This window comes from Achromobacter aegrifaciens (genome assembly GCF_902859735.1).
In the GTDB taxonomy this organism is placed as follows: domain Bacteria; phylum Pseudomonadota; class Gammaproteobacteria; order Burkholderiales; family Burkholderiaceae_B; genus Achromobacter; species Achromobacter aegrifaciens.
Genome location: NZ_CADIJY010000004.1, coordinates 312,953 through 336,516, shown reverse-complemented (window position 1 = coordinate 336,516; position 23,564 = coordinate 312,953). Strand labels below are relative to the sequence as shown.

Annotated in this window: 23 protein-coding genes; 14 read left to right on the top strand and 9 right to left on the bottom strand. The window is 67.0% G+C overall.

Annotated features, from left to right (window positions below; translation table 11 throughout):
* Nucleotides 1-2: 2 nt before the first annotated feature.
* The 4 genes from HV766_RS14570 to HV766_RS14555 are packed head-to-tail and all read left to right on the top strand — an operon-like array spanning nucleotide 3 to nucleotide 3,719.
* On the top strand, nucleotides 3-953 hold the full coding sequence (locus HV766_RS14570; RefSeq protein WP_082401124.1) for a siderophore ABC transporter substrate-binding protein: 951 nt from the start codon (nucleotides 3-5) through the stop codon (nucleotides 951-953).
* A gap of 33 nt (nucleotides 954-986) precedes the next feature.
* A complete protein-coding gene (locus HV766_RS14565) occupies nucleotides 987-1,979 on the top strand; it encodes an ABC transporter permease (RefSeq protein ID WP_054456168.1) in 993 nt (330 codons plus the stop codon).
* On the top strand, nucleotides 1,972-2,958 hold the full coding sequence (locus HV766_RS14560) for an iron chelate uptake ABC transporter family permease subunit (RefSeq protein ID WP_175181406.1): 987 nt from the start codon (nucleotides 1,972-1,974) through the stop codon (nucleotides 2,956-2,958). The genes HV766_RS14565 and HV766_RS14560 overlap by 8 nt, the downstream gene beginning before the upstream one ends.
* On the top strand, nucleotides 2,955-3,719 hold the full coding sequence (locus HV766_RS14555) for an iron ABC transporter ATP-binding protein (protein WP_119451240.1): 765 nt from the start codon (nucleotides 2,955-2,957) through the stop codon (nucleotides 3,717-3,719). The genes HV766_RS14560 and HV766_RS14555 overlap by 4 nt, the downstream gene beginning before the upstream one ends.
* Here the strand turns inward: HV766_RS14555 and HV766_RS14550 are convergent.
* From HV766_RS14550 to HV766_RS14540, 3 genes are all read right to left on the bottom strand, one after another.
* Nucleotides 3,716-5,830 carry a 5'-nucleotidase C-terminal domain-containing protein gene (locus HV766_RS14550; RefSeq protein WP_496349907.1) on the bottom strand — a complete coding sequence of 705 codons (2,115 nt, stop codon included), beginning with the start codon at nucleotides 5,828-5,830 and terminating at the stop codon, nucleotides 3,716-3,718. The genes HV766_RS14555 and HV766_RS14550 overlap by 4 nt on opposite strands.
* 86 nt (nucleotides 5,831-5,916) lie before the next feature.
* Complete coding sequence (gene thiM, locus HV766_RS14545; protein WP_175181404.1) at nucleotides 5,917-6,735, bottom strand: hydroxyethylthiazole kinase; 819 nt, start codon at nucleotides 6,733-6,735, stop codon at nucleotides 5,917-5,919.
* A 15-nt stretch (nucleotides 6,736-6,750) separates the two neighbouring features.
* A complete protein-coding gene (locus HV766_RS14540) occupies nucleotides 6,751-7,482 on the bottom strand; it encodes a GntR family transcriptional regulator (protein WP_088141226.1) in 732 nt (243 codons plus the stop codon).
* 217 nt (nucleotides 7,483-7,699) lie between these two features.
* Here HV766_RS14540 and HV766_RS14535 point away from each other — a divergent pair, with 217 nt between their 5' ends.
* From HV766_RS14535 to HV766_RS14495, 9 genes are all read left to right on the top strand, one after another.
* Nucleotides 7,700-8,569: a fumarylacetoacetate hydrolase family protein gene (locus HV766_RS14535; RefSeq protein WP_175181403.1), complete on the top strand. Its 870-nt coding sequence runs from the start codon at nucleotides 7,700-7,702 to the stop codon at nucleotides 8,567-8,569.
* Complete coding sequence (locus HV766_RS14530; RefSeq protein WP_054456180.1) at nucleotides 8,562-9,560, top strand: ornithine cyclodeaminase family protein; 999 nt, start codon at nucleotides 8,562-8,564, stop codon at nucleotides 9,558-9,560. The genes HV766_RS14535 and HV766_RS14530 overlap by 8 nt, the downstream gene beginning before the upstream one ends.
* A 59-nt stretch (nucleotides 9,561-9,619) precedes the next feature.
* Entirely contained in the window at nucleotides 9,620-10,720 is a 1,101-nt protein-coding gene (locus HV766_RS14525) for a cupin domain-containing protein (protein ID WP_054456182.1), read from the top strand.
* A gap of 35 nt (nucleotides 10,721-10,755) precedes the next feature.
* On the top strand, nucleotides 10,756-11,247 hold the full coding sequence (locus HV766_RS14520) for an aromatic-ring-hydroxylating dioxygenase subunit beta (RefSeq protein WP_054456184.1): 492 nt from the start codon (nucleotides 10,756-10,758) through the stop codon (nucleotides 11,245-11,247).
* A gap of 22 nt (nucleotides 11,248-11,269) precedes the next feature.
* Complete coding sequence (locus HV766_RS14515; RefSeq protein ID WP_175162201.1) at nucleotides 11,270-12,538, top strand: aromatic ring-hydroxylating dioxygenase subunit alpha; 1,269 nt, start codon at nucleotides 11,270-11,272, stop codon at nucleotides 12,536-12,538.
* 2 nt (nucleotides 12,539-12,540) lie between these two features.
* The gene (locus tag HV766_RS14510; RefSeq protein WP_175181402.1) at nucleotides 12,541-12,861 is read left to right on the top strand and encodes a non-heme iron oxygenase ferredoxin subunit; all 321 of its coding nucleotides are present in this window, start codon (nucleotides 12,541-12,543) and stop codon (nucleotides 12,859-12,861) included.
* Nucleotides 12,858-14,081, top strand: a complete 1,224-nt coding sequence (locus HV766_RS14505) for an NAD(P)/FAD-dependent oxidoreductase (protein ID WP_175181401.1) — start codon at nucleotides 12,858-12,860, stop codon at nucleotides 14,079-14,081. The genes HV766_RS14510 and HV766_RS14505 overlap by 4 nt, the downstream gene beginning before the upstream one ends.
* Nucleotides 14,082-14,089: 8 nt before the next feature.
* Complete coding sequence (locus tag HV766_RS14500; protein ID WP_054456194.1) at nucleotides 14,090-14,509, top strand: nuclear transport factor 2 family protein; 420 nt, start codon at nucleotides 14,090-14,092, stop codon at nucleotides 14,507-14,509.
* A gap of 112 nt (nucleotides 14,510-14,621) precedes the next feature.
* Complete coding sequence (locus HV766_RS14495; protein ID WP_175162213.1) at nucleotides 14,622-15,575, top strand: Bug family tripartite tricarboxylate transporter substrate binding protein; 954 nt, start codon at nucleotides 14,622-14,624, stop codon at nucleotides 15,573-15,575.
* Nucleotides 15,576-15,641: 66 nt separating this feature from the next.
* Here HV766_RS14495 and HV766_RS14490 read toward each other — a convergent pair whose 3' ends face one another.
* From HV766_RS14490 to HV766_RS14470, 5 genes are all read right to left on the bottom strand, one after another.
* Nucleotides 15,642-16,511: an ABC transporter ATP-binding protein gene (locus HV766_RS14490; RefSeq protein ID WP_125470670.1), complete on the bottom strand. Its 870-nt coding sequence runs from the start codon at nucleotides 16,509-16,511 to the stop codon at nucleotides 15,642-15,644.
* A gap of 15 nt (nucleotides 16,512-16,526) precedes the next feature.
* Nucleotides 16,527-17,336 (bottom strand): ABC transporter permease, encoded by an 810-nt coding sequence (locus tag HV766_RS14485; protein ID WP_175181400.1) that lies wholly within the window; start codon nucleotides 17,334-17,336, stop codon nucleotides 16,527-16,529.
* Entirely contained in the window at nucleotides 17,333-18,196 is an 864-nt protein-coding gene (locus tag HV766_RS14480) for an ABC transporter permease (RefSeq protein WP_175181399.1), read from the bottom strand. The genes HV766_RS14485 and HV766_RS14480 overlap by 4 nt, the downstream gene beginning before the upstream one ends.
* 9 nt (nucleotides 18,197-18,205) lie before the next feature.
* On the bottom strand, nucleotides 18,206-19,315 hold the full coding sequence (locus HV766_RS14475; protein ID WP_054456201.1) for an ABC transporter substrate-binding protein: 1,110 nt from the start codon (nucleotides 19,313-19,315) through the stop codon (nucleotides 18,206-18,208).
* Between the two features lie 117 nt (nucleotides 19,316-19,432).
* A complete protein-coding gene (locus HV766_RS14470; RefSeq protein WP_125470667.1) occupies nucleotides 19,433-20,956 on the bottom strand; it encodes an amidohydrolase family protein in 1,524 nt (507 codons plus the stop codon).
* A 291-nt stretch (nucleotides 20,957-21,247) separates the two neighbouring features.
* Here HV766_RS14470 and HV766_RS14465 point away from each other — a divergent pair, with 291 nt between their 5' ends.
* Nucleotides 21,248-22,108 (top strand): DUF2272 domain-containing protein, encoded by an 861-nt coding sequence (locus tag HV766_RS14465; RefSeq protein WP_175181398.1) that lies wholly within the window; start codon nucleotides 21,248-21,250, stop codon nucleotides 22,106-22,108.
* 23 nt (nucleotides 22,109-22,131) lie between these two features.
* On the opposite strand, the gene HV766_RS14460 is transcribed toward HV766_RS14465, so the two are convergent.
* Nucleotides 22,132-23,346 carry a benzoate/H(+) symporter BenE family transporter gene (locus tag HV766_RS14460; protein WP_175181397.1) on the bottom strand — a complete coding sequence of 405 codons (1,215 nt, stop codon included), beginning with the start codon at nucleotides 23,344-23,346 and terminating at the stop codon, nucleotides 22,132-22,134.
* Nucleotides 23,347-23,564 lie beyond the last annotated feature (218 nt).

Here is a 23,564-nt window from a genome sequence, read left to right as displayed (position 1 = left end):
GCATGAAGAAGCAAATGCAGGCAGGCCGCGTCCGGCGTTGGGCGATGCAGGCCGGGGCCGCGCTGGTCCTGGGCGCCGCCACGGCGGTATGCGCCGCGCAGGCGACGGTGCCGGTGAAGCACGCGCGCGGCGAAACCGCCGTGCCGGCCAACCCGGCGAAGACAGTGGTGATGGACCTGGCCGTGCTGGACACCCTGCATGCGCTGGACGTAAACGTGGCGGGCGTGCCGACGGTGGCCAAGTGGCCGCCGCAGCTCAGCCAGTATGCCGATCAGCGCTACCTGAAGGTGGGATCGATGTTCGAGCCCAACTACGAGGTGATCCACGCCGCCGCGCCGCAACTCATCTTCGTCGCGGGCCGCTCCGCGCCCAAGTACGACGAGCTCGCCAAGCTGGCGCCCACCGTGGACCTGACGGTCAACGCGAAGGACCTGGTCGGCAGCGTGACGCGCAACACCGAAACGCTGGCCGCCATCTACGGCAAGCAGGATGTCGCCAAGACCAAGCTCGACGCCCTGCGCGCTTCGATCGCGGACCTGAACGGCAAGGCGGCCAACGCCGGCACCGCGCTGATCGTGCTGACCACTGGCGGCAAGATGAGCGCCTACGGTCCGGGTTCGCGCTTCGGCGTGATCCACGACGCCTTCGGCATCAAGCCGGCGACGACGGGGCTGAGCGTGTCGAACCACGGCCAGGCGATCTCGTTCGAGTTCATCGCCCAGACCGACCCCGACTGGCTGTTCGTGATCGACCGCGACGCCGCCATCGGCCGTGAAGGCGTGTCGGCCCAGCGCATGCTGGACAACGAGCTGGTGCGTCCGACTAAGGCCTGGAAGAACAAGCGCGTGGTTTACCTGAACGGCTACAACTGGTACCTGCTGGGCAGCGCGGGCCTGACCGCCATGCAGCAGAACGTGGACGAGATCGCGGCCGCGCTGGCCGCGGGCAAGTAAAGCCTGATGCGTGAGCGGCGGGAGTAATCGCGGGTGAGTTGGCGGCAGTCGATAGGCGGTTGGGGCGGGCTGGCGGCGGCAGTGGGCTTGCTGCTGGCCCTGTGCGCGGCCAGCGTCAGCCTGGGCGCGGGGCAGCTCAGCCTGTCCGCGCTGTGGGGCAATGGCGACGAGGCCGAGCGCGCCTGGCGCCTGCTGATGGTCAGCCGCATTCCCCGCACGCTGGCCTTGCTGCTGGCCGGCATGTCGCTGGCGGTGGCGGGGCTCATCATGCAGATGCTGGTGCGCAACCGCTACGTCGAACCCACCACGGCCGGCACCGTGGAGTCCGCCACACTGGGCATACTCGTGGTCACGCTGCTGGCGCCGGATACGCCCGTGATCGGCAAGATGCTGACGGCCACGGGCTTTGCGCTGGCGGGCACCCTGCTGTTCCTGGCGCTGCTCAAGCGCGTACCGCTGCGCACGCCCTTCATCGTGCCGCTGATCGGCCTGATCCTGGGCGGGGTGATCCACGCCGCCACCACCTTCGTCGCCTACCGCTACGACCTGCTGCAGTCGCTGCACGCCTGGACCACGGGCGATTTTTCCGGCGTGCTGCGGGGACGTTATGAACTGCTATGGATAGGCTTCGGCCTGGCCTGCGCGGCTTACGCGGCGGCCGATCGCTACACCGTGGCCGGCATGGGCCGCGAGTTCGCCGCCAACCTGGGCTTGAACCATGCGCGGCTGACGCTGGCCGGACTGCTGATCGTGTCGGCGATTTCGGCCGTGGTGGTGGTGACGGCGGGCGGCATACCCTTTCTGGGCCTGATCGTGCCCAACGCCGTCAGCCTGGTGCTGGGCGACAACATGCGTCGCTCCATTCCCTGGGTGGCGGTGCTGGGCGGCGTGTTCGTGCTGGCCTGCGACGTCATCGGCAGGCTGGTGATCCATCCCTACGAGATTCCCATCGGCACGGTGGTCGGCGTGCTGGGCAGCATCCTGTTCCTGTGGCTGTTGCGCACGCGGAGGAACCGGCTTGGCTGAACTCGCCATCTCCGCGCCGGCGCCGGTCCGTGCGCCGCAAACCTGGCGTCTGTGGCTGCTGGGCGCTCTTGCGCTGATCTGCGCCATCGCCTTCATGACGCTGGGCGCCAATGGCCAGTGGTCCTTCGTGATTCCGTTCCGCGGCGCCAAGCTGGCGGCGATGCTGCTGGTGGCCTATGCCGTGGCGGTGTCGTCGGTGCTGTTCCAGACGATCACCCACAACCGCATCCTGACGCCGGCCATCATGGGCTTTGACGCCCTGTACCTGCTGATACAGGCCGTGGTGGTGTTCGGCTTCGGCCAGGCGGCCACGGCCGCCAGCCATCCGGTGGCCGCCTTCCTGCTGGAGGTCGGCGCCATGACGGCGTTCGCCTGCCTGCTGTTCCGCTGGCTGTTTTCGGACGCGGTGCGCAGCCTGCACCTGATGATGCTGGTGGGCATCATCTTCGGCCTGTTGTTTCGCAGCCTGTCCAACTTCGTGGTGCGGCTGATCGACCCCAATGAATTCCTGGTGTTGCAGGACCGCATGTTCGCCAGCTTCAATACCGTGCGTGTGGGCCTGTTGCCGATCGCGCTGGCCGCGGTGTGCGCGGCGTCGCTGCTGGTGTGGCGCATGCGGCGTCGCTACGACGTGCTGGCGCTGGGCCGCGACATTGCGGTGAACCTGGGCGTGGACTATCGCCGCACGCTGATGCTGACGCTGGCCGCCATCGCGGTGCTGGTGTCGGTGTCCACCGCGCTGGTGGGGCCGGTGACATTCTTCGGCCTGCTGGTCAGCAACCTGGCCTATCAGGCCATGGGGTCCGACCGGCACCGCCACACGGTTCCAGCGGCCGTGCTGCTGAGCGTGATCTTCCTGGTGGGCGGCCAGACGCTGCTTGAACGCGTGCTGGGCCTGAATACCACCGTCAGCGTGGTGATCGAATTCCTGGGCGGGCTGATGTTCCTCGTCCTGATCCTGCGCAGGGGGCGCCGATGATAGAGATCCAGCAAGTCAGCAAGCAGTACGGCGACAGCGTGGTGGTCGACGACGTCAGCCTGTCGCTGCCCGCGGGGGGCGTGACGGCCATCATCGGTCCCAATGGCGCGGGCAAGTCCACGCTGCTGTCCATGGTCAGCCGGCTGCTGCCGATGTCGGCGGGCCGCGTGCTGGTCGAGGGGCTGGACGTGACCCGGGCCGACAGCCGCGAACTGGCCCGCCGCCTCGCCATCCTGCGGCAGGATAATCACTTGCCGTTGCGGCTGACGGCGAGGGACCTGGTCGCGTTCGGCCGCTATCCGCACACGGGCGGCCGCCTGACGCTGGACGACAAGGCCCACATCGACCGCGCCATCGCCTACCTGAACCTGGAGCCGCTGGCCGACCGCTACCTGGACGAGATGTCGGGCGGGCAGCGCCAGCGCGCCTTCGTGGCGATGGTGCTGTGCCAGGACACGCGCTACGTCCTGCTGGACGAACCCCTGAACAGCCTGGACATGAAGCACGCCGTCGCCATGATGGGCACCTTGCGGCGCGCGGCGGACGAGCTGGGCAAGACGGTGGTGCTGGTGCTGCACGACATCAACTTCGCGTCCACATACGCGGACCGCATCGTGGCGATGCGGGCAGGGCGCATCGCGCATCAGGGGACTCCGGCCGAACTGGTCCGGCCGGAAGTCCTGAGCGAACTTTACGAGCTGCCGATCGAGGTGCACGAGATCGGCGGCCGGCGCATCTGCGTCTACTACCGCCAGCCTTAGCGGCTGAGGTCCACCGCGTAGCGCGACAACTGGGTCACGGAGTCGGGCGTGGCGTCGTGCACCGTGACGTTGTCCACGCCATGCGCCGCGGCCATGGCCAGGGTGCCCGGCACCGACGAAAACACCACCGGACCGGCCAGGGCGCCCACCCGCGCAAAGCGCCAGCTGCGGTCCAGGCCGTAGGTCGCCAGATCCAGGTCCGGGTGCTTCCTGATGTAGCTGATCAGCACGTCGCGGCTGGCGTCCGGGGCTTGCAGCACGATGTCTCCCTTGCCGCCGGCCAGGCCGGGGAAGTCGCCGCCGCCGCTGGCGCGGTAGTTGTTCGTGACCACCAGGAACTGCGCGGCGGGGTCTAGCGGCGCGCCCTGGTACGTCAACTTCGTGATGCGCGAGCCCTTGGGGCGGGTGACGTCGATTTCATACCGCAGGGCATTGCCCGCGGCATACAGCACGTCGAAGTTGAAGGTCGGGAAGCCCGTGTCGATCAGGTCCTGCGGCGCGACCTGACCCGGGTCGATCTGCCTGAACTGCTCGGCAGTCTTCTCCAGCCACTGGCGCACGATGTCGCCGCTGACCCGCACCACTTGCAAGGTGTTCGGGTACAGGTAGAGATCGGCGGCGTTATTGATGGCGATGTTGCCCTGCTTTACGTAGGTGAAGTCGCCCGGACCGTTGCGTCCGCCCTTGAAGGGCGCAGCCGCCGACAGGATGGGCAGGGCGGCATACGACGGCTTGTTCTTGGCGATGTAGTCCGCCAGATAATCGATCTGCGCCATGTTCACGATCTGCAGCGCCGACACGTCGCCTGCCAGCGCGTAATAGGTCGCCATGTCGAAGCGGCTCTGGCCGATGGGGGTCTTGACATAGGCAATGGTGGCGGCGTGTTCGGCCTGCACCAGCTGCTGCGCGGCGGCGTCGGATTCGACATAGGTCGCGGGCGTGGCGCCGTTCTGCGCGGTCAGGCGCGTGGAGATGCGCTGCACGCGCGTGGCGTCCTTCCGTACCTGCCAGCCTTTGTCATAGGCAAGCTTGAGCGTGATCTGGCCGAGGTTGTTGCCCCATTGGCCGGCCTGCACCGCCGGCACGCCGTTGATCAGGCCTTTCTCCAGATTTATGCCGGGCTGGCCCGCGAATTGCGACTTGGCATTGGTGTCGGGGAACAGCAGGTGCTGGTGGCCGGTGATCAGCGCATCGATACCGGCCACCTGGCTCAGGTAGCCGGCGCCGTTCTCCATGGCCGGGCTGTACTCGGTGAGCATGTCGATGCCGCCATGCGCCAATGCCACCACCAGGTCCGCGCCGGCCGCGCGCATTTCCGGCACGTAGCGCTGCGCCGATTCCTTCCAGCCGGCGACTTCCACGTGGCCTTCCAGATTGGCCTTGTCCCATTGCAGGATGGGCGGGGGCGCAAAGCCGATCACGCCGACTTTCAGCGCGACCTCGATCTGCTTGCCGTTGGGGTCGGTGGCCTTGAAGGTCTTGTTCAGCAGGACCCAGGGCTTGAAGATGGGCTGTTTGCTGGCGGCGGACACCACGTTGGCGGAGACGAAGGGAAAGCCCGGCGCCGCGCAGTCCTTGGCGCCGGCGGAATTGGTCTGCGCCGTGCCCTTGCCGATGCCGGCCAGCCCGAAGTCCGTATTCGTGACTTGCGACAGGAAGGGCAGGCCGTAGTTGAACTCGTGGTTGCCCAGCGTGGCCGCGTCATAGGCCAGCAGCTTCATCTGCTTGTAAATCGCCAGCATGTCGCTGCATTGCACCGGCGCCACCAGCGCCTGGTAATCGGACAGGGCCGTGCCCTGGATGGTGTCGCCGTTGTCGAACAGCAGGGTGTTGGCGTTCTCTTTGCGCGCATTGGCGATCAGCGTGGCCGTGCGGTCCACGCCGTAGCTTTTGTCCTCGGCCAGCTTGTAGTAGTCGTAGCCCAGCACGTTGGCATGCAGGTCGGTGGTGCCGAGGATGGCCACGTCCAGCGTGGAACCCTGGGGCACGCTCGCCTGCGGCGGCGTCTGCGGCGCGTCATCGTCGTCATCATCGCCGCCACAGGCGGCCAGGCCCGCCAGCAGCGCGGCGCTGGCGGACATCGCAAGGATCTTTCCTAGATTCGGCTTCACCGTCTTTCCTCCGGGTTTGAAGGAAAGAAATTCTGGGGACAGTGTGTGACCCGCCCGTGACATGAGCGGATGCCGCGGTGTCCCGCCTAGCGCAGCGGCGATTCGCCGCTGAGGTCGTCCGCATCCAAAGCCGCCAGCGCATCCAGGAAGCGCCACGCGAAAGATCCGGGTCCTTCCGCCTGTGCGCCGGCGCGCCGCCCCGCGATGGCGAAGCACGACAGGGCGGCGACTGCCGCGGAAAACGGGTCATTCCTGGATACTGCGGCGCAGGCGCCTACGACCGCCGTCAGCGCGCAGCCGGTGGCTGTGACGCGCGGCATCAAGGGCGAGCCGCCCACGATGCGGACGGCGCGCGTGCCGTCCGTGACGTAGTCGGTCTCGCCCGTCACTGCCACAACGGTTCCGCGGCGGGCGGCGATGGCATGCGCGGACTGCTCCGCCTGCGAGACCGCGTCGCGCGAGTCCACGCCCTTGCTGGCGCTTTGGCCGCCGGCCAGCGCGATGATCTCCGAGGCATTGCCGCGAATGATAGCGGGCCGCAAGTCCAGCAGGCGCTGCACAGCGTCGCGGCGGAATGCGGTGGCGTGGTGCGCCACCGGATCCAGCACCCAAGGTATGCCGGCTTCGTTGGCCGAGGCGGCGGTCAGCAGCATGCTGTCCAGCCAGGGCGAGGACAGGGTGCCGATGTTGATCACGACCGCGCCGCAGACGCGCGCGAACTCGGGCGCTTCTTCTTGCGCGTGCACCATGGCGGGCGAGGCGCCCATGGCCAGCAGCACGTTGGCCGCGGTGTTCATGGAAACGAAATTAGTCAGGCACTGCACCAGCGGCGCGTCGCGGCGCAGGGCGGCGAGCAGGTCGCGCGAGATCAGCGCCTGGGTGGAAAGGTCACGAATGGATTGCATGCCGTAGGGTCCTGTTTATGCGCTGACGTCCGACAGTCCAGGCTGCGCGGGCAGGGCGCCGCGCAGCGATTCCAGCAGCACGCGCTTGTTTTCGCGGCTGCGGTAGGCGTGTTCGCGCATCAGGTTTTCGGCGCGCACGGCCTCGCGGCGCGTGATGGCGCGCAGCAGGTCTTCGTGGTCCGCCTGCGCGCGCAGCACGAAGGGCGTTTCAAGCAACGACGGCGTGGACGGCAGGGTCAGCGCGGCCGGGCCGGCCAGGGGCGTCTTGTTGTTGTGTTCCAGCGCCGACAGGAGCGCGCGGTTGCCCGCGGCTTCGCACAGGATCTCGTGAAAGCGCCGATTGATTTGGCCCCAGGCGCGCGCATCCACCGTGGTATTGGGATCGCGGCGGGCGGGCGCCAGCAGCGCGCGTCCTTCTTCCACCGCTTGCGACAGGCGGTCCAGCACGTCCTGCGAGGCGCCGCGCTCGGCCAGCAGGCGGGCGGCCATGCCCTCGAGCACGCCGCGCACGTCCACCGCGTCGCCGATTTCATCCACCGTAAACGCCCGTACCCGGAAACCGCGCGAAGGCAGCCGTTCCAGCAGGCCCTCTTTTTCCAGCTCGGTCAGGGCAATGCGCAACGGGGTGCGCGAGACGCCCAGGCGCGCTGAAAACTGCAACTCGACCACGCGTTCTCCGGGTTGCAGGACGCCCGAAAGCACCATGTCCCGGAGTTCGGAAATGACTTTATCGATTTGTGCGGCCATAGAGAGGAGGGGGGCTGGTTCCGGTCTGTGAGGGCTTTCAGTGTACCGTCAAAATTGCATGCAATAGTCAAGAAAAAAACCTTTATGACCTTGCGATTTATCAAAATTGCATGCAATAATTCGGAAAAACAGCGATTCAAGTGCGGTTAAGGCGACAAATGCATGCAAAGAAATCCGTCAATGCATGCCATAAGCCGCCGCAAGCACAGGAGACAACATGAAGCTCGTCAGCTTCGTTCAGGCAGGCCGTAGCGCCTGGGGCGTGGTGCGCGGCGCCGAAGTCGTGGCGTTGACCCAGGTCTGGCCCGACATGGTCGCGGCGCTGGAGGCAGGGGTGGAACAGATTGCGCGCGCCGCGGAGACGGCCGGCCAGCCCTGTATGCCCTTGGCCGGGCTGCGCCTGCTGCCGCCGGTCGTGGCGCCGCGCAAGATTCTCTGCGTGGGCCTGAACTACGGCCGCCATGTGGCCGAGGCCGGACGTGAACTGCCGGCGCACCCCTCGCTGTTCGCGCGCTTTGCGGACAGCTTCGTCGGCCACGGCGAGGCGGTATGGAAGCCGCGCGCCTCCGATCGTTTCGATTACGAGGCCGAACTGGCCGTGGTGATCGGCAAAGGCGGCCGCCATATCGCCGCCAAGGACGCCCTTGCTCATGTGGCTGGCTACACCTGCATGGCCGAGAACTCCGTGCGCGATTTCCAGAAGCACAACGCGCAGGTGACGCCGGGCAAGAATTTCGAGCGCAGCGGCGCGCTGGGTCCCTGCCTGGTCACCGCCGACGAGATCGGCGACCCGGCCGGCCTGGAAGTCATTTCCCGCCTCAATGGCGAGGTCATGCAGCACGGCCAGGTGTCCGACCTGATCTTCCCCATCCCCGAGCTGATCGCCTACATCAGCAGCTTCACCCGTCTGTCGCCGGGCGACGTGATCGCTACCGGCACGCCCGAAGGCGTGGGCTCCAGCCGCAAGCCGCCACGCTTCATGAGCGCCGGCGACACGCTGGAAGTCGAGATTCCCGGCATCGGGACGCTGGTCAACACGGTGGCGGACGAGCCCGCCGCCGACGAACAAGGAGACGCGCATGTCTGATGCGCTGCGGTACCTGACGGAACGGGACGTGGTCTCGGTCCTGGATATTCCCAAGGCGATCGAAGCCCTGCATGCCATGCTGGTCGCGCAAGGGCGCGAACAGGCGCGCAACCTGCCCAAGGCGCTGGCGACCTGGGGCGACGGCAGCTCGATGCATGCATTGGGTTCGGTGCAGACCGGCGCCGGCGGCTACGCGGGTTTCAAGACCTGGGTCCATACCAAGAGCGGCGGAGGCTCGCTGTTCAGCCTGTTCGACGCCGAGTCGGGATTCCTGCGCGCCGTAATCGAGGCGCGCGCGCTGGGCATGCTGCGCACCGCGGCGATCAGCGGAGTCGCCACGCGCGCGCTGGCGCCGGCCGACGCCGCCTGTGCCGCGCTGATTGGCACTGGTCCGCAGGCCGTCACCCAATTGGCCGCGCTGGCCGCCGTGCGCGACCTGCGCCGCGTGCGCGTCTACAGCCCCACGCCCGAGAAGCGCCGCGCCTTTGTCGCCAGCGTGCAAGGCAAGTATCGATTCGAAGTCGAGGAAGCGGCCAGCCTGGAACAGGCGCTGGCCGGCGCGGAGATCGTCACCTTGATCACGCGCGCCGTCGAGCCTTTCGTGGATGCGGCCATGCTGGCCGACTGCAGGCACCTGAACGCCGTCGGCGCGATCCTGCCGGCCAAGGCCGAATTCGCGCAGGACGTGTTCGAACGCGCGGACCGCGTGGTGGTGGACGACCTGGAGAACGCCCGCCGGGGTTCGCGTGAACTGCGCGAACGCTTTGGCGCGGACGGCGCGCCGTGGCAGGGCGTGGCGGTGCTGAGCGACTTGCTCGCCGCCGGCGAGGGCCGCCCGCAAGGCGCGCGGCTGACGATCTTCAAGGGCATGGGCATGGGCCTGTCCGACCTGGCGATGGCGCGCGTCGTGTACGAGCACGCCCGCGACCACGGCCTGGGCGTGGCGCTGCCGCCCCAGACCCGCGAGAACCTGCTGCTGGCGCAGCCCTGATACCGAATTCGCATAACCGTACAGCCGGCGCAGGGCGCCGGCGGCAAGAGGAGACATACATGTTCGTAGACGTCAGCGGCGCCAGTCCGCGGGAACAAAACAAATGGCCGTCCATCGTCATCCCCAAAGAGGATATCGATCTCGAGATTGCGCGCCTGACCGACGCGCCCCGGCCGGACAACGGCCGCCGCGCCTCCCTCATCGTGCACCCGGAAGCCACGGCGCCGGGCCTGGGCCTGGCCCCGGGAACGGACGTCACCATCAACGTGGTCAATCCGGGCGAAAGCACCTTCAACCTGCGCAAGAACTCCAACATGCTGGAGATCTGTATCAGCGGCGAGGGCGTGGCCACGGTGGCCGGGCGTGACATCCGCGTCGGGCATTGGGACGTCTGGAACACCCCCGCCATGCAGGTGCATTCCTATCGCAACGAGGGCAAGACGCCCTGGGTGCGCCTGTCGTATTCCAACGCGCCGCTCTTGGAAAAGCTGGAGATCCACTACGTCGAGGAGTTCGAGGGCAGCGTGCCGCCGGCCGACGCCAACACCAAGCCGGTGCCGCCGCGCGCGCCCGACGCGGCCCGGTCGCGCGACCTGGCGCTGCGCGAGCAGATCACGCCCGAAGGCGCCTGGCTGCTGGGCTATGAATGGCTGATCGACATCGACGTGCTGGAATCCAAGGCGCTGCATTGGCCCTGGGCCGCGGTGTCGCGCCAATTGCCCAGCGTCGAGGACATGGCGCGCGGCTACAACGGCCGTCGCCTGTTCGTGCTGTACAACCCGGCGACCGAACGCCGCATCGGCACCACGCACAGCTTCTTCGCGACGATTTCCTCGTCGCCGCCGGACAACCACCATGTGCCGCACCGCCACAGCTCGTCGGCCATCAACTACTACCTGCGCGGCAACGGCTACAGCAAGGTCAACGGCACGCGGCTGGACTGGAAGGCGGGCGACCTGATCCTGTCGGCGCCGGGCTGGGCCATGCACTCGCATCACTCGGGCACGGAAACCACCTCCGCGCTGACGGTGCAGGACCATCCGCTGCAGATCGCCATGGAGTCGCTTATCTGGCAGGAGCGCATGCAGGAACCCATCCTGGCGCTGGGCAGCCAGAGCGGCTTCGAGAGCAACCGCGCGCAGCTGGCCGCGGCCCGATAGGACGCGATTTCCTAGAACCGATACCTGGATCCGCAATGACCATGACCGAGCTTTCCGATACCCCGTCGCTGCGCGCGCGCCTGCGGGACTTCTATGACGATTACGCCTACTGCCTGGACGAAGACCGGCTGGAGGACTGGCCTGCATTTTTCACCGAAGACTGCCATTACCGGGTGCTGTCGCGGGAGAACCATGACGCCGGCCTGCCCCTGGGCCTGATCTATTGCATGAACAAGAACATGGTGCGTGACCGCGTTACGGCCTTGCGCGAAACCACCATGTTCGAGCCGCGTTCGCTGCGTCACTTCATCAGCGGCGTGCGCGTGCTGGAAGTGCAGGGCGACCACATCGTGGCGCAGGCCAACTTCGCCGTGATGGAGTCGCTGTCCGACCGCGAGCCCACCTTGAACATGGTGGGCCGCTATCTGGACGTGGTGCGCGTAACGCCCGAGGGCCTGGCCTTCAGCCGCCGCGATTGCGTGTACGACAACTACCGTGTGCGCACCTCGCTCATCGTTCCCATCTGAATCCGCCCCGAGGATACCCATCATGACCTGTACCCACACCACCGCGCCAGAGGCTCCGGCGGCGGCTCCCATCCATATCGAGCGCCGCTGGCCCAAGGAAGGCTATACGCGCATCCCCAACTGGGTCTACACCGATCCCGCCATCTTCAAGAAGGAGATGGACGTTTTCTTCGGAGGCAAGACCTGGAACTACGTGGGCCTGGAATGCGAAGTGCCCGAGGTCGGCTGCTACAAGCGCAACTGGATCGGCGACCGCCCCGTGGTCATGGTCCGCAACGCGGAAGGCGAGATCAACGTGTTGGAAAACCGCTGCGCGCACCGCGGCGCGCAGATCTGCTGGCAGAACACCGGCAAGGTCGAGGACTTCACCTGCCCGTACCACCAGTGGAACTATGACCTGAACGGCAATCTGCAGGGCGTGCCGTTTCGCCGGGGCGCCATGGGCAAGGGCGGCATGCCGCGCGACTTCGATCCCAAGCAGAACGGTATCCGCAAGCTGCGCAGCGTGAATCGCGGCGGCTCGATCTGGGCCACCTTCGCCGAGGACGCGCCCAGCTTCGAGGACTATTGCGGTCCGGAAGTGCTGGCGGAAATCGACCACATGCTGCCGGGCAAGCCGCTCAAGCTGCTGGGCTACAGCCGCCAGCTGATCCCCAGCAATTGGAAGATGTACCTGGAGAACCTGAAGGATCCGTACCACGCCACGCTGCTGCACACCTTCTACATCACCTTCGGCCTGTGGCGCGCGGACTCCAAGTCCGAATGCATCCCCACCGGCGGCGGCGCGCACAGCGTGATGGTGTCGCACAACGAGGGCAAGAAGAAGACCGAGGCCACCACGGAAATGAGCCGTTTCCGCGACGACCTCGAATTGCTAGACCTCGAAACCGTGACGCCGCGCGCCGAGTTCAACCGCGGCCGCGTCGGCGGCGCGTGGGTGTTCCCGGCCGCGCAGTTCGGCATCCAGGCCAACTCGCTCAAGACCCGCCACGTCATTCCGCGCAGCCCGACCGAGCACGAACTGGTGTTCACCTATTACGGCTACGAAGACGACGACGAGGAGATGACCCGCCTGCGCCTGAAGCACGCCAACCTGCTGGGTCCGGCCGGCTTCGTGTCGATGGACGACAGCGAAATGCTGAACCAGGTGCAGATCGGTGTCACCGGCTATCCGGAAGAGCGCGGCATCATCGAGATGGGCGGCCGCGATACCGAGCCCGCCGACTACATGGTGACCGAGGTGCTGATCCGCTCCTTCTACGATTACTACCGCAAGGCGATGGGGCTGTGAGCATGGATACCTGGAAACCCGTGGCGATGGTGTCGGACATTTCCTCCGACACCGGCACCCTGCGCGTGGTGCATGAAGGCGAGGGCGTCTGCCTCTACAACCTGCAGGGCGATATCTGCGCCACGCAGGACCGCTGTCCGCACGGCAACGCCAGCCTGGCCGACGGCTACCTGGAAGACGGCACCATCGAATGTCCGCTGCACCAGGGCGTCTTCGACATCCGCACCGGCAAGCCGCAATGCCCGCCGGTCACGACGGACCTGCGCCGCTACGAGGTGCGGGTGGAGTCGGGCACGGTCTACCTGAAGGCGGAAGCCGCATGAACTCCGGCGCCATCGTGGTGGTCGGCGCGGGTCAGGCCGGCGGCTGGGCCGCGACGACCTTGCGCGAACGCGGCTACGAAGGCCGCATCGTGCTGCTGGGCGATGAGCCCCACGCGCCATACGAACGCCCGCCCTTGAGCAAGGCGGTGCTGGGCGGCCAGGCCGTGCCCGAAAGCACCGAGCTGTTTTCGGCCGAGCGGCTGGCGGCGCTGCGCATCGAGTTCCAGCCGGGCGTGGCGGCGACGCGGCTGCGCGTGGCCGACAGGCAGGTGGATACCTCGGACGGCGGCAGCATCGCCTACGACAAGCTGATCCTGTGCATGGGCGGCAGGCCGGTAGTCCCCGCGCTGCGCGGCGTAAACGGTCCCGGCGTGCACGTGCTGCGCACCCGCGACGACGCGCTGCGCCTGCGCGCCAGCCTCGGCCCGGGCAGCCGCCTGGTCGTGGTCGGGGGCGGCTGGATCGGGCTGGAAGTGGCGGCGACCGCGCGCCAGTCCGGCAGCGCCGTAACCGTGCTGGAGCAGGGGGCGCGGTTGTGCGCCCGCAGCGTGCAGCCTGCGGTGTCGGCGCACCTGGCCGCGCTGCATGCCGCCCATGGCGTGGACTTGCGCTTGAACACCGGCCTGCGCGCGGTGCTGGCGCAGGCGGACGGCCGCCCCGTGGCGGAACTTGCCGACGGCACGCGTCTGGATGCGGACGCCATCGTGCTGGGCGTGGGCCTGCGAGCCAATGACGAACTGGCGCGTGATGCCGGCCTGGCCTGCGAACGCGGCGTGCTGGTCGACGAGTATTGCAGGACCTCTGCCCCGGACGTCTATGCGGCAGGGGACGTCGCGGTGCTGACGGCCGAGGACGGCCATGCGCGCATGGAATCGTGGCAGAACGCGCAGGACCAGGGCACGGCAGCCGCGCTGTCGGCCTTGGGCCTGGGCGAACCTTATGCGCCGACCGGCGCCGTCTGGTCGGAGCAATACGACGCCATGGTGCAGATCGTCGGATTCCCGGGCCTGGCCCGCAGCGAAGTGCTGCGGCCGCAGGCAGGGGAGCGCGCCTTGCTGTCGGTGGCGCTGGACGCCAGCGGCCGCGCCGTGGCTGGCGTATCGGTGGATGCGGCGCGCGATTTCCGCCAGCTGCGCAAATGGATCGCGCAGCGCGCGGCCCTGGACCCGGCGTTGCTCGAGCGGCCCGACGTGCCGCTGGCCAGCGCCCAGATCGGATGAGGATTGCAATGGAAAACCCGATTTTGCCCATGCTGGCCAAGACGGCCTGCGAATCCGTGGTGCTGGAGTTCTTCCACGCCCTGGACACGCGGCGTCACGAGGCCGCGGCCGCGCTGATGGCCGAGGACGGCGTCTGGCAACGGCAGGGCCGCCGGCTTGCCGGCCGCCAGGAAGTCCTGCAAGCCCTGAATGCCCGCGCGCCCGAGCGCAGCACCTGCCATGTCATCACCAATCTGCGGCTGGTCGAGCTGGCCGGCGCGCGCGCCACCGTCGGCTACTTCCTGACCGCCTACGAAAGCGTGCCCCATGAACAGGGTGGCGCGCCGCGCCTGGTGGCCATCCGCGAATGCCAGGACGTGCTGGTGGAGACGGACGCCGGCTGGCGGCTGGCCGACAAGAGCAGCCGCCGTCATCTTCCGCCCGAATGACGGGCCTCGAATCGATACCAACCCACGCGTCCGGACCATTCAAAAAGCAGCGGACGCGTACCGTAAATACCTCAGGAGACAAACCGTGAAACCCTCAAGAATCTTGCATTGCATGCTGGCGACCGCCTGTGCCGCCGTCGTGTCCGGCGCCCAGGCGCAGCAGGCCGACTGGCCGAACCATCCGATCACGCTGGTGGTGCCGTTCGCGGCCGGCGGCGGCGGCGACACGCTGGCGCGCCTGGTCGCGGAGCCGCTGTCGCGCGAACTCGGGCAGTCCATCATCGTCGAGAACCGCCCCGGCGCGGGCGGCAATATCGGCACCTCGATCGCGGCGCGCGCCAAGCCCGACGGCTATACGCTGTCATACGGCACCAACGGCACCCAGGCCACCAATCACTGGCTGTACAAGTCGCCGGGCTATGCGCCGTCGGACTTCGAGCCGATTTCGCGTTTTACCGTCATTGCGGCGGCGCTGGTGGTCAATGCCACGGACGAGCGCTTCAAGACCCTGCCGCAGCTGCTGGCCTACGCCAAGGCTAATCCGGGCGAACTGACCTGCGGTTCCGCCGGCAATGGCACGTCCTCGCACCTGGCCTGTGAATTGTTGAACCAGATGGCCGGCACCAAGGTCATGCACATTCCCTACAAGGGCGGCGGCGCGGCCATGACCGATCTGCTGGGCGGGCGTATCTCGTTCATGATCGACGTGATGCCCAACGTGTCGGGCCAGATCGCGGCGGGCAAGCTGCGGGCGCTGGGCGTGACGACGCCGGACCGCGTGGCCTCCAATCCGGACATTCCCACGATCAGCGAAGCGGGCCTGAAGGGCTATGAGTTCTTTGCCTGGGACGGCCTGTACGCGCCCAAGGGCACGCCGGCCGCCGTGCTGGACAAGCTCAACGCCGCGGTCAACCGCGCGCTGCAACAGCCGGAAGTCCGCAAGATGCTGGAGTCTCGGGGCGCGATTCCTGCGCCCACGTCGCGCCAGGCGCTGGCGGAGTTCGGCGCGGAAGAGTATGCGCGGCTGGGGAAGGTCGTGAAGGTGGCGGGCGCGTCGATCGATTGAGCGGCTGACGCCTGAACCAACCAAGCCGGCGGCGCGTGCCGCCGGCTTGCTTTTGTGCGCAAGCAGCTACCAGGCCATGCGCAAGCGTCCCAACGCGGGCAATGCTCCCACTGTCGCCGCCAGGCCGCCAGGCGGCGGCTGTTCTTCATGGCGGGTCACGCGCCCGTCCGGATCGAGAAAATCGCTCAGCACGTCGTCGCGCAGGCGGATGAAGCGCGGATCGCTGCGGTTGCGCGGATGCGGCAGATCGACGTCGACGATGCGGCGGATGCGCCCCGGGCGCGGCTGCATCACCACCACGCGGTCACCCAGGAACACGGCTTCCTCCACATCGTGGGTGACCAGCACCATGGTGATCTGCTCCTGCTGCCAGATGCGCTGCAACTCGTTCTGCAGCCGGGACCGCGTCAACGCGTCCAGGGCGCCCAGCGGCTCATCCAGCAGCAGCACGCGCGGACGGTTGACCAGGCCGCGCGCGATCGCCACGCGCTGCGCCATGCCGCCCGAGATCTGATGCGGGTAGGACTTCTCGAAACCCTGCAAGCCGACCAGCGCGATGTGCTCGGCCACCAGCTCGCGCTTTTCTGCCTTCGAAAGCGGCGCGTTGCGCAGCGCCGCCGCGATGTTGCGTTCCACGTTCAGCCACGGAAACAGGCGATGGTCCTGGAATACGATGCCGCGGTCCAGGCCTGCGCCGCGCACCGGGGCGCCGTCCAGCAGGATCTGGCCGGAGTACTCGCCGTCCAGCCCCAGGATCAGGCGCAGCAGCGTGGACTTGCCGCAGCCGCTGGCGCCCACGATGCTGACGAAATGCCCGGCGGGCACGTCGAGGTTGATGTCCTGCAGGACCTGCAGCGCTTCTGCGCCGTCGCCCGGGCCGGCATAGCGCTTGCCCACGCCGCGAATGTTCAATTCCTTGCCGAAGATGCTCGTCATTCCTTTCCTACTCCATCAGGCGGCGCCGTAGCGGTGCCGCGCCAGCCTGCGCTCCAGCGCGCGGGCCAAGGCGTTCATGGACCAGCCCACCAGGCCGATCACGAACATGCCGAAGATCACCAGGTCCATCTGGAAGTGTTCGCTGCCTTCGATCAAGGTGTTGCCGATGCCGTGGCCGGCCACCAGCAGATACTCCGCGCCTATCGTCGCCAGCCAGGAGTAGATCAGCGCCAGGTATACCCCGGTGAAGATCGAAGGCGCGGCCGCTGGCAGGACCACATGCAGCAGCGTCTGCCAGCGCGAATAGCCGAACACGCGGGCCACTTCCAGCAGCGCCGTGGGGGTGCTGCGTATGCCGTCGCAGGTATTGACGACCACGGGCACCAGGGCGGCAAGCGACAGGAACGTCACTTTGGCGACGTCGCCCAGGCCGAACCAGACCGAGATCAGCGGGATCCAGGCAAACAGCGAGATCTGCTTGAAAGTGTTGAAGCTGGGACCCACAATGCGGTTGAACAAGGGCAGCAGGCCCAGCAGCGCACCCAGTATCAGGCCGAGCGCGGTGCCTATCGCGAATCCGGTGAATTCCCGAGCCAGGCTGGCGCTCAGCGCGCGCCATAGACGGCCTGAGGAGATCTGGCTGGCCGCCGTCTCCAGCACCTTGCCCGGCGACACCAGCAGCGGCGTGGATACCCAGTCCAGCCGCGCCAGCGCCCACCAGGCCAGGATGGCGGCGGCGGGCAGCACCAGGCCGCGCCAGCGCGCGCGCAACCAGGCGCCTCCGCGTCGGACCACGGGAAGCGAGGAGATGGACGCCGCGCTCATGCCCGGGCTCCCGTGGATGCCGCGCCCAGGCGGGTGGCAGCCTGGCCGCCGCCCGCGCGGGCTTCGGCCAGGTCCAGCAGCTTGTCGATGGCGTAGCCGATGGCGCCCACCACGATCACCGCCGCCATCACCAGGTCCAGCTGGAACAGCTGCCGGCCGTAGACAATCAGGTAGCCCAGACCTTCGCTGGACGCGACCAGCTCCACCACCACCAGCGAAAGCCAGGCCTTGGTGAAGCCCAGCCGCAGGCCGGTGAAGAGCGTGGGCAGGGCGTGGGGCAGCACGACTTCCAGCACCTGCTGGCGGCGCGTGTAGCCGTAGACGCGGGCCACTTCCAGCAGGCTGGCGGGCGTTTGCCGGAATCCCTGCAAGGTGTTCAGCGTTACCGGCACCAGCGCGGCCTTGGCGATCAGGATGTACTTCAATGGCTCGCCTATGCCCACCAGCAGCAGCACGAAGGGCAGCCACGCCAGGACCGGGATCTGCACCAGCGCGTTGAAGGTGGGCAGGATGTAGGCTTCCAGCGGACGCCACAATCCCATCGCGGCGCCCAGCGCCAGGCCCAGCAAGCTGCCGGCTGCGAAGCCAACCAGCACGCGCTGCATGCTGGCCTGCACATTCAGCCAGAGGTCGCCGCTGCTGTAGAGGTCCTGCAAGGTCAGCCAGACGAAGTGGGGCGAGGGCAGCACCTGCGGCGAGATCCAACCCTGCGACGCGCCCACCTGCCAAAGCGCGAGCAGCGCCAGCGGCAGCAGCCAGGGCAGCAAGCGGCTGCCGGCGCTGCGCAGCAGCGCGGCAGGCGCCAGGCGAGCGCCGCGGTGCGCGGACGCAAGCGGGGCGCTCAGTGTGTTCCCGGACATGGCGGCTCCTTATCGCGCGGCGGCGGCGCTGGCCTGGCGCTCGCCGGCGGCAGGCTGGCCTTGGGCATTGAACGCGGTCCAGCGGGCGGCAAGATTTGCCTTTTGCAGCGCGGCATTGAGGTAGCGGGGTTCGAACCAGCCATCTACGCTCACGGGACGGCGGATCAGCTTCAGTTTCAGCGCGTCGTCCGCCACGGCCTGGTAGCGCGCGGCGAGGAACTCGTCCAGCAGCGGCGAATTGCGCACGGCCAGCACCTCGCCGTCGAACTCCGCCTGCCAGGACGCGTAAGGCGTGCCGCTGCGCGCCCAGATCTTGAAGAGCGCGTCCCGGTTCTGCTCGTCCGAAGACCATTGCGCCGCACGCACGAACACGTCGACCACGCGTTGCACGGCTTCGGGGTTCTCCTTTTCGAAATCCTCGCGCACCAGCAGGGATGCCTGGCGCGTGAACGAGGGGTCCTGACCCTTGGTTGAGTAGATGATGCGCGCCAGCCCTTGGTCGCGCAGCTTGAAGTACTCATAGCCGCCGAACGCCGCATCCACGCCGTTGGAGACCAGCGCCGCTTGCGCGCTGCCGGTGTCGAGGTTCACACCCTTGATGTCGCGTTCGGTCAGCTGGCGCGAGGCCAGCACGTTGATGGCGACCAGATGGCCGTTGGTGCCGCGGAAGATCGAGACCTTGCGGTCCTTCAGGTCTTCCAGCGATTGCAGCGCGGAGTCCTTGGGCGTGGAGACGTACAGGTTGTTGCGCACGCCGCTGCCCAGCAGGATGCGGGTCTTCAGCCCGTTGGAGCGGCCTACCACCGACGGCAGGTCGCCCTGGTAGGCGAAATCGATCTGCTTGTTCGAGAGCGCTTCGTTGACCGCGGGGCCCGCGCCCTTGAAGAACAACCATTGCACTTCGGTGCCGGTGCCTTTGAAGGCCTCTTCCAGCCAGTTGTTGGCGCGCGCCACGCCGCCTGGCGAGCCGCCCCAGGTGATGGGGTCGCCGCCGCCGGCGGTCGCCACGCCGATGCGGACCACGTCGGGCGCGGCCAGGGAGGCGAGGCTGACAGCGCACAAGGCAGCGCCCAGCATCAGGCGTGAGATCAGGCTGAGGGGGGATGGCAGGGTGCGCATGGTTGTTCCGTATATCGATGATGAAAGACAGGTCCGGGCGGGCAAGCGCCGGCCGCGGACAGGGCCAGGCGCCCGCCGGCATGTGCGGGCGGGCGGGATTGCAGGTATGCGATAAGGTCAGGCCGCGCGCTTTTCTGCGTGCGCCTGCAGCTTCTGCTCGATGCGCGTGCCCTTGAAGAACTCGGGGTTCGCCTGGGTGTAGAAGCGGTAGGGGTTGTCGAACACCAGGGCCTTGAAATCGGCCGCGGAGATCACGCCGTCTTCCACCAGGTCCCAGCTTTCGGCCAGCGGCTCGGTCAGGTCCGGCACATCCCAATGGCCGACGTCGGACGACCAGATCGCGTTGAGCTTGGTGTTCAGGGGATTGGCGCGGTCGTTGAAGGCCGCGCCTATGGTCCGGTCGTCGGCCTCCGATCCGAAGTAGAAGCTGTCGACCCAGCGTTTGCGGATATCCTCGACGCTCTCGATGCCGGCCGCGGCAAAGTCGTCGAGTTCGTCGCCTTGCGGTTCGCGGCTGTGGTGCAGCGCCGAGATACCCAGGCTGTCGCGCAGCAAGGTGTCCTTGTTGAGCTCGCGTCCGTTGAGCAGGCTGGCGCCATAGCGTTCGAACAGGTCGGCCAGCAGCTCCACGTCCGCGTTGGCCGGGTTGTACTGCTGCACGGCGTTGCGATTGCGCTTTTCCCAGCGGTCCACCAGGTGCGCGTACACGTGCGCGCCCCAGTCCGCGCCGCCTTCCAGCAAGGCCACGCGCAGGTTCGGAAAGCGCCGCGTCACGCCGCCGAAGAAGAGCGCCTTGGCGAAGGCCTGGGAACCGTCGGCGAAGTGGCCGATATGGTTGAACATGTAGTTGCTGATGGAGTGGCGCCCGGTCCAGCCCTGGCTGCCGTAGTGGGTGGCCAGCGGCACGCCCAGCTCCACCGCCTTGGCCCAGAACGGATCGTAGTCGTACTCGCTGTCCAGGCCGAAGAAATCCACGTAGGACGCATGGCGCGCGATCTCCGGGAATTCAGCGGGCGGATACTTGTCGGCGATGGCCTTGATCGGCCGCCGCACGCCGCCGGGGATATTGGCCACCTTCAATCCCAGCGTCTTGACCGCGAATTCGAGTTCCTCGATGGCTTCCTGCGGCGTATTCAGCGGAATGCCCGCCACGGGCGTCAGGCGGTCGCTGTACTTGCGGTACTGGTCAGCATGGAAGTGGTTGATGGCGCGATGCAGCGGCTGACGGTAATCGTCGCCAGCGCCCAGCGGCGCCAGCACGTCGTTGGGAAACAGGATGGAGTAGTCCGAACCCTGTTCCTCCAGGCGCTCGTACAGCAGCTCGGGCAGCGTGACGGTCGCCAGGTCCAGGGTATTGCGCGTGACGCGCGCCCACCAGGGCGAGCGCAGCGTGCGGTTGCGCTGCCGTTCTTCCGGGGTCTGCTGGTACCAGTCCTTGCCCTGGGACTTGGTGGCAAAGCGCGAGCCCTGCGTCTTGCGCAGCACGTCCACCAGCTTGGAGCCGCCATAGTGCTGGATGTAGTCCTCCAGCACGGGCGCGTAGTCGTTGACGTGTACGTCGGTATCGATCACGGGATAGTCCAGCTTCGCCTTGATTGCGGCGGAGCGGGAAGCCTGGGTACGGTGCAGCCGGTCGTTCATGCGGGTCTCCGAGAGTGAAACGGACGCGGCGCCTTGCGGATTCGGCAAGGCCGGCGCGGACAGGTCACAGTACGGGAGATGACCGCCCGGCCAAACGACCGATTCGCAATTTCCAACTAAGTGATGTGCTTATGGCATTTGGGGAGACTCTCGGAATTCCGGCATCCCCATATTTTGTGCGGATGGTATCTGCGGCTGCGCCTCTCATGCGACCGGAGGAGGGCTTGTCGGAACGTTATCGCGTACTGTCGGGTCACGCAGCCAATGTCCGAGCAGATCGGGGAGCGTCTCATGAAGCGTTTCGTCAGTGTCGAAGCCGTCAACCTGCGGTCCATTCCCAGTACCGAAAACAACACGCCTATCGGTAGCCTGACCCTGGGCCAGGAGGTGGACGATCTGGGAGGCGCACCCGCGGGGTGGCACCATGTTCGGACGAAAATGGGCGGCCTGACCGTCGAAGGCTATTCGGTCGATGGCCTGGCGGATTCGAAATTCAAGTGGGCCCCCACTGCCAAGCAGCCAACGCTGCGGCCACTCGATACTCCGGCTCGCGAGGCGCTCGTGGCAGCGGCAGTGGAACAGTGGCTACGATTCGACAAAGGGCGGGGAAAGGAGACCGTCGAACCCTATAGCACTTACATCCACGAGATGTGGAAGGCGCTGAAAAGGAATCTGACCGGAAAGGACACCGGCTATCCCTGGTCGGCCGCCGCCATTTCCCTCATGGTGAGCAATGCGGCGAAGACCGTCCCTGAATTCCAGGCATTCAAGCGGTCCGTCGGTCACGCGGCCTATATGTGGGATGCCATCAAGAAGCGGGCGAGCGAGGACCGGTCCGCGCCGTTTTGGGGCGTACGCATAACGGAAGAAAAGCCGCAGGTCGGCGACATCATCGGCAGTTGGCGGGACAAGCCCTACACGTTCGATCAATATCTCGCAGCCTCAAAAAATCCGGAAGCTCCCAGCCATTCCGACATCATCGTGGCGGTAGGCACCGAGGTTGCGTTGGCCATAGGCGGCAACGTCAGCGGATCGGTCTTCGTCACCGGGTATCAGCTGACGGCCGATGGCAACATCGCGAAGAACCAACGTTTCTTCAAGGGAAAACTGGTCGGAGAAGCCATCGTCCTGATGAAGAACCGAATTGATTGAGGGGCGCTGTTGCGCAGGCGATCTCAAGCCGCCGACTGCTTCGCAAAGTCCCCGCGCTCCAGGATGAAGCTGGTCGCCACGCCGAACACCACGCCCCAGAAGGGCGCGCCGATGCCCAACAGCGGAAGGCCGCCCAGCGTCACCAGGAAGGCAACCAGGGCGCCCAGCGTGAAGTGCTGGCGGAACGCGGTGTGGAATGCGCCTTGCAGGATGCGCAAGAGCGCCAGTCCCGCCAGCGTGGCGACGAAGGCCGCGGGCGTGGCCAGCAGCGCCTGCGTGACCAGCGGGGAGAACAGCCCGAACACGATCACCATCACCCCGAGAAAGACCGCGGCCAGCCAGTGCCGCGACGCGTTGGCGCCGGAGGCGATGATGGCATTCGACGGCCCGGCCAGACAGGTGGAGACGCAGCCCAGGCAGGCGGTCAGCGCCGAGAACACGCCACAGGCATTGGTGATGGCGTTGACCGGCGGGCGGTGCAGCGAGTTGCGCAGCACGGCAATGCCTTGCGCGTTCTGCACCGCGATCACGGTCACGGCCAGCGGCAACACCAGTTCGAACGCGGCGCCCCAAGAGAATACCGGGGCGTAGAACTGCGGGCTTGCCAGCGAGGTCGCGAACGTCACATGTTCCAGCGCGGGCGTCCTGCCCGTGAACGCCAGCGTGCATACGCCGGCGATGAGCGCGCCGATGATGGGCGAGAGCCGCTTTTGCACCGCGGGGAACAACGAGACCGCGAAGAAGGTCGCGGTCATGGCGCCAGCCAGCCACGGATCGGAGGCGAATGATCGGATCCAGTCCAGCGCGAAGCTCAGAAAAACGCCCGCGACCATCCCCATGACGATGGGCATGGGGATGCGGTCCATGATGGCGCCGACCCAGCCGGTCAGCCCCAGTACCAGCATCAGCGCGGCGGTCAGCAAATAGGCACCGACGACCTCGGCAAAGGGCAGGTGTTGCAGGGCGCTGGCGACCAGCACCGCGCCCGGGATGGTCCACAGGAAGGCGAGCGGCTGCCGGTAAATGGCGGACATCACGATGGTAAGGATGCCGTTGAGCACGAAGGCCGCAAAGATCCAGGAGGCGAGGGTGGCCTGGCTGAGTCCCCCTTTCACGCCCGCGCTCAGGATGATCGCTACCGGCGCGGACGCGGAAAACAGGAAAGCGACGAAAGCGTTGGTCAGCTCAGTCGCCGGGAACGAGGACGAGGCGGCTGGGATCGCTTCTGAAGGGGCCATGGACTTATCTCATTAATGAGTGAAGCATTTTGCCGAGCACCGAAACAATACAGGAAATATCGCGTGCGGCGGCACCCTGGCTGCGATTGCGCCCAGCCGAGGTGGGCAAATCCGGTCACTCCCATGCCCGTGCGGCAATGCATGCGCCTACGCTCCCCGGTTTTGGGAGATCGCTATCACTGGCCGAATTTTCTGCGTCGCGTTCGTGGCTGGCGCGG

Coding starts and splice junctions, on each gene's coding strand:
- HV766_RS14470 (WP_125470667.1), bottom strand. CDS start 20,956: ATGAACGACCGGCTGCACCGTACCCAGGCTTCCCGCTCCGCCGCAATC.
- HV766_RS14465 (WP_175181398.1), top strand. CDS start 21,248: ATGAAGCGTTTCGTCAGTGTCGAAGCCGTCAACCTGCGGTCCATTCCC.
- HV766_RS14530 (WP_054456180.1), top strand. CDS start 8,562: ATGTCTGATGCGCTGCGGTACCTGACGGAACGGGACGTGGTCTCGGTC.
- HV766_RS14460 (WP_175181397.1), bottom strand. CDS start 23,346: ATGGCCCCTTCAGAAGCGATCCCAGCCGCCTCGTCCTCGTTCCCGGCG.
- HV766_RS14515 (WP_175162201.1), top strand. CDS start 11,270: ATGACCTGTACCCACACCACCGCGCCAGAGGCTCCGGCGGCGGCTCCC.
- HV766_RS14505 (WP_175181401.1), top strand. CDS start 12,858: ATGAACTCCGGCGCCATCGTGGTGGTCGGCGCGGGTCAGGCCGGCGGC.
- HV766_RS14485 (WP_175181400.1), bottom strand. CDS start 17,336: ATGAGCGCGGCGTCCATCTCCTCGCTTCCCGTGGTCCGACGCGGAGGC.
- HV766_RS14570 (WP_082401124.1), top strand. CDS start 3: ATGAAGAAGCAAATGCAGGCAGGCCGCGTCCGGCGTTGGGCGATGCAG.
- HV766_RS14535 (WP_175181403.1), top strand. CDS start 7,700: ATGAAGCTCGTCAGCTTCGTTCAGGCAGGCCGTAGCGCCTGGGGCGTG.
- HV766_RS14520 (WP_054456184.1), top strand. CDS start 10,756: ATGACCATGACCGAGCTTTCCGATACCCCGTCGCTGCGCGCGCGCCTG.
- HV766_RS14525 (WP_054456182.1), top strand. CDS start 9,620: ATGTTCGTAGACGTCAGCGGCGCCAGTCCGCGGGAACAAAACAAATGG.
- HV766_RS14500 (WP_054456194.1), top strand. CDS start 14,090: ATGGAAAACCCGATTTTGCCCATGCTGGCCAAGACGGCCTGCGAATCC.
- HV766_RS14495 (WP_175162213.1), top strand. CDS start 14,622: ATGCTGGCGACCGCCTGTGCCGCCGTCGTGTCCGGCGCCCAGGCGCAG.
- HV766_RS14510 (WP_175181402.1), top strand. CDS start 12,541: ATGGATACCTGGAAACCCGTGGCGATGGTGTCGGACATTTCCTCCGAC.
- thiM (WP_175181404.1), bottom strand. CDS start 6,735: ATGCAATCCATTCGTGACCTTTCCACCCAGGCGCTGATCTCGCGCGAC.
- HV766_RS14480 (WP_175181399.1), bottom strand. CDS start 18,196: ATGTCCGGGAACACACTGAGCGCCCCGCTTGCGTCCGCGCACCGCGGC.
- HV766_RS14475 (WP_054456201.1), bottom strand. CDS start 19,315: ATGCGCACCCTGCCATCCCCCCTCAGCCTGATCTCACGCCTGATGCTG.
- HV766_RS14540 (WP_088141226.1), bottom strand. CDS start 7,482: ATGGCCGCACAAATCGATAAAGTCATTTCCGAACTCCGGGACATGGTG.
- HV766_RS14490 (WP_125470670.1), bottom strand. CDS start 16,511: ATGACGAGCATCTTCGGCAAGGAATTGAACATTCGCGGCGTGGGCAAG.
- HV766_RS14555 (WP_119451240.1), top strand. CDS start 2,955: ATGATAGAGATCCAGCAAGTCAGCAAGCAGTACGGCGACAGCGTGGTG.